This is a genomic window from Blastomonas sp. (genome assembly GCF_041747255.1).
In the GTDB taxonomy this organism is placed as follows: domain Bacteria; phylum Pseudomonadota; class Alphaproteobacteria; order Sphingomonadales; family Sphingomonadaceae; genus Blastomonas.
The window spans coordinates 1-3,646 of record NZ_JBGTFM010000169.1; the positions used below are offsets into that span (position 1 = coordinate 1).

General features: G+C 62.8%; 5 protein-coding genes. All 5 read left to right on the forward strand.

The genetic code is table 11. The annotated features are described in order from the left end of the window. The coding region (locus tag ACEW8G_RS06095; RefSeq protein WP_373487549.1) for a murein hydrolase activator EnvC at positions 1-293 on the forward strand (293 nt) is incomplete at its 5' end. A gap of 213 nt (positions 294-506) precedes the next feature. Then, a complete protein-coding gene (locus tag ACEW8G_RS06100; RefSeq protein ID WP_373487553.1) occupies positions 507-1,865 on the forward strand; it encodes a S41 family peptidase in 1,359 nt (452 codons plus the stop codon). A gap of 43 nt (positions 1,866-1,908) precedes the next feature. Further along, positions 1,909-2,415 carry a disulfide bond formation protein B gene (locus ACEW8G_RS06105; protein ID WP_373487550.1) on the forward strand — a complete coding sequence of 169 codons (507 nt, stop codon included), beginning with the start codon at positions 1,909-1,911 and terminating at the stop codon, positions 2,413-2,415. Beyond that, positions 2,412-2,960, forward strand: coding sequence for a demethoxyubiquinone hydroxylase family protein (locus tag ACEW8G_RS06110; protein ID WP_373487551.1), 549 nt, complete (start codon positions 2,412-2,414; stop codon positions 2,958-2,960). The genes ACEW8G_RS06105 and ACEW8G_RS06110 overlap by 4 nt, the downstream gene beginning before the upstream one ends. A 92-nt stretch (positions 2,961-3,052) precedes the next feature. Then, positions 3,053-3,646 (forward strand): hypothetical protein (locus ACEW8G_RS06115; protein ID WP_373487552.1); only part of this gene is annotated, 594 nt, incomplete at its 3' end.

Consider the following 3,646-nt stretch of genomic DNA (forward strand, 5'->3'; position numbering starts at 1 on the left):
TGCGCTCGCGCGGGCTGACCGTCGCCGCGCAGCCCGGCGCGCAGCTGATCGCACCCGCTGACGGTCGTGTCGCTTTTGCCGGACCCTACCGGGGCTTTGGCCATATCGTGATCATTGAGCATGTCGGCGGCTGGACAAGCCTGATCACCGGCATGGCGCGCAGCGCGATCAAAGTTGGCGAGCGCGTGACACAAGGCGACCCGATTGGCCAAGCTGGCAGCAATCGCCCGCGCATCACCACAGAACTGCGCCGCAACGGCCGCCCGATCGATATTGCCGCGCTGATCAGCTGACCGTTCACCGTGGAGCAAGGCGGTTCGGTGTTGATCGAAGCCCATCGTGCCCCGATGGTAAAGCAACTGGCAATTTCTGCGGTTCATCGCTAGATTGTGCATATGCGTCATGGGGTGCGACGCGAATGATAAATTTGCCGGGTGCGCAGTCGCCAGATGATGGCCCTGCGCCTTTGGTATGAACGCTCTAAATCAATAAGGTCGATCCCGATGATGAAATCCCACCTTGCCCGCGTCTCTGCCATCGTTCTTGCGGTCGCCATGGTGCCAGCAGCGACTTCTGCGATATCGCAGGTCGAATCTGACACCCAGCGTGAAATCTCGCGGTTCATCGACATATTTGAACGGGTGAAGGCGGATTATGTCGAGCCGGTCAACGATGACAAGCTGATGCGCGGCGCGATTGACGGGATGCTCGCCAGTCTTGACCCGCACAGCAGCTATCTTGACGCGCGCGATTTTGAGAACCTGCGCACCCAGACCGAAGGCGTTTACGGCGGGCTTGGCCTGTCGGTGACGATGCAGGATGGTGCAGTCAAGGTGATTGCCCCGACCCGCGAAACCCCTGCGGATCTTGCGGGAATCAAGGCTGGGGACTATATCACCCACCTTGACGGCAAGCTGATCTATGGTGGCACGCTGGATGATGCGGTGGACCAGATGCGCGGCGCGCCGGGCACCTCGATCAAGCTTACCATCGTGCGCGAGGGCCGCGACAAGCCGTTCGATGTCAACATCACCCGCGGGATCATCGACCTGAAGCCGGTGACGTGGGAGATCAAGGACGATATCGGTCTGATCACCATCGCCAGCTTTACATCGAGCGTCGGTGAGGATGTCACCAACGCGGTGCTCGCAATCGACAAGAAGCTTGGCAAAAAGCCGCTCGGCTATGTGCTCGACATGCGCTCCAACCCGGGCGGTCTGCTCGATGAGGCAGTCGCGGTGACCGATGTGTTCCTCGAGAAAGGCGAGATCGTTTCACAGCGCGGTCGCCGCAAGGGCGATATCGAACGCTATTACGCGCGTCCCGGTGATGTCACCGATGGCCTGCCGGTCATCGTGCTGGTCGATTCGGGCAGTGCGTCGGCCTCTGAAATCGTCGCGGGTGCGCTGCAGGACCACCGCCGCGCGCTGGTGATGGGCGAGCGCAGCTTCGGCAAGGGATCGGTCCAGACGCTGCTGCCGCTGTCGCGAACCTCGGCGCTCAAGCTGACCACCGCGCGCTATTTCACGCCTTCGGGCAAATCGGTCCAGGAAGGCGGCATCGAACCTGACATTCAGGTGCCACAGCTGTCTGACCCCGATTACAAGACGCGGATGAAGCTGCGCGAATCTGATCTGCGCGGTCATTTGATCAATGAAATTGGCCTCGACGACAAGGAACTGGAAAAGGACAAGCTCGACGACCCGCGCTTCACGATGACCACCGATCAGCTGAAGGAAAAGGGCATCGAGGATTTCCAGCTCTATTACGCGATGGCGACGCTCAAACGCACCACCTTGGCCAGCGCCCGGCTTGCCGCGACAGGGGCACGCGCACCACGTCCGGTGACCGCGGGGCGCAACTGAGCCCTGACCGAATGATGGTGCCAAATAGCGGGACACACAATTGATGAAAGCACGCGCGCCGATGATCGCAGCCTGGCTGGCGCTGCTGCTGCCCGCTTTTTTGCTCGGCGGGGCACTGATTGGGCAATATGGCTTTGGCCTCTACCCATGCGAGATGTGTTTCTGGCAGCGCTGGCCGCACTGGGCGGCGCTGGGTCTTGGCGCGCTGGCGGTGCTCTCGGTTCGGCGCGTGCCCAGGCTCGCCATCGGCATGGCGGGGCTGGCAGGCGTGGCGATTGCCATCAGCGGCCTGATCGGGGGCTTTCACGCCGGGGTTGAATATGGCTGGTGGCAGGGCATCACCGGCTGCGCCGCCTCAATGCCTTCGGGGGCAAGCACCGATGATGTGCTGGATTCGATCATGGCCGCGCCGCTGGTGCGCTGCGATGCACCGCAGTGGACGCTGGGCGGGATTTCCATGGCGGGTTACAATTTCATCTTGTCGCTGGCAGGCGCGGCCTCCATCTTCCTGCTGATCCGCCGCAGGAAAACAGGAAGCATCGCCGCATGACCGACCCCGTAGCCCCGCTGATGCCGCAGGCCAGCCAGACCAACATCGCCAGCATGATCCGTGTCAACCAGGCCGGAGAATATGGCGCGACCCGCATCTATGCCGGGCAGCGCGCCGTGATGGGTGATCAGGGCACAGAGGCCCGCGCGATTGCTGGGATGGCCGCACAGGAAGAGATTCACCGCGCCTTTTTTGACAAGGTGATGGCCGAACGCGGGGTGCGCCCCACCGCGCTGCAGCCGTTCTGGAACATCGCCGGGTTCGGGCTGGGTGCGGTCACAGCGCTGATCGGCCCCAAGGCGGCAATGGCCTGCACCGTGGCAGTGGAGACCGAGATCGACCGGCATTATGCCGAACAGCTCGAACAACTTGGCGACAGCGAGCCGGAACTCGCCGAAGCGATCGCGCGTTTTCGTGATGAAGAGCTTGAACACAAGGACCGCGCGCTGGCCGAAGGCGCTGAACAGGCCGTGGGCTATCCGGTGATGAGCGCGGTGATCCGTGCAGGATGCCGCGCTGCAATCGCGCTGTCGAAGCGTATATAGGGCAAACCTTGCCCGACCGACCGCCGGATCATGTCTGGTTCATGCGGTCACCCATATCAGATCAGGGCAACAGTCAGGCCCGAGCGGAGAACATGATGATCAGAAGCGCAACCCTCGCGGCTTTGGCCTTGATGAGCACTGCGGCATTCGTGCCCGCGATGGCGCAGGACGCGGCTGGCGACAAGGTCATCCAGCGGATGGTTTATGGCAGCGACGAGTGCGCGCCATCTAAGAACCCCGACGAGATCGTGGTTTGCGTGCGCATGGACGAGGCCGAGCGCTATCGCATCCCTGAAAAGTTGCGCGGTGACCCCAATGCGATTGCCAACACCGCCTGGACTGAACGGGTGCGCTCGATGGAGCGCGTCGGCAATTTCGGCACCGACAGCTGTTCACCCGTCGGCGCGGGCGGCTTTACCGGCTGCACCCAGGAACTGGTGCGCAACGCCTATGCTGAAAAGGCGACCGGCGAGGAAGCCGTGGCCGGACGTCTGATCCAGGAAGAGCGCGAACGGCGGCTGTCCAACATCGATCAGGATGCTGCCGCTGTTGAAGCGCGCCAGCTTGAGGTCGAGGCACAGCTCGATTCGCGCAAGGCCGAACGCGCGGCCGCCGCAGCAGCGATGCAGGCGCAGGCCGATGGCGTGCAGTTGCCCCCCCAGCCTGTCCCGGACCAGCCCCCCGAA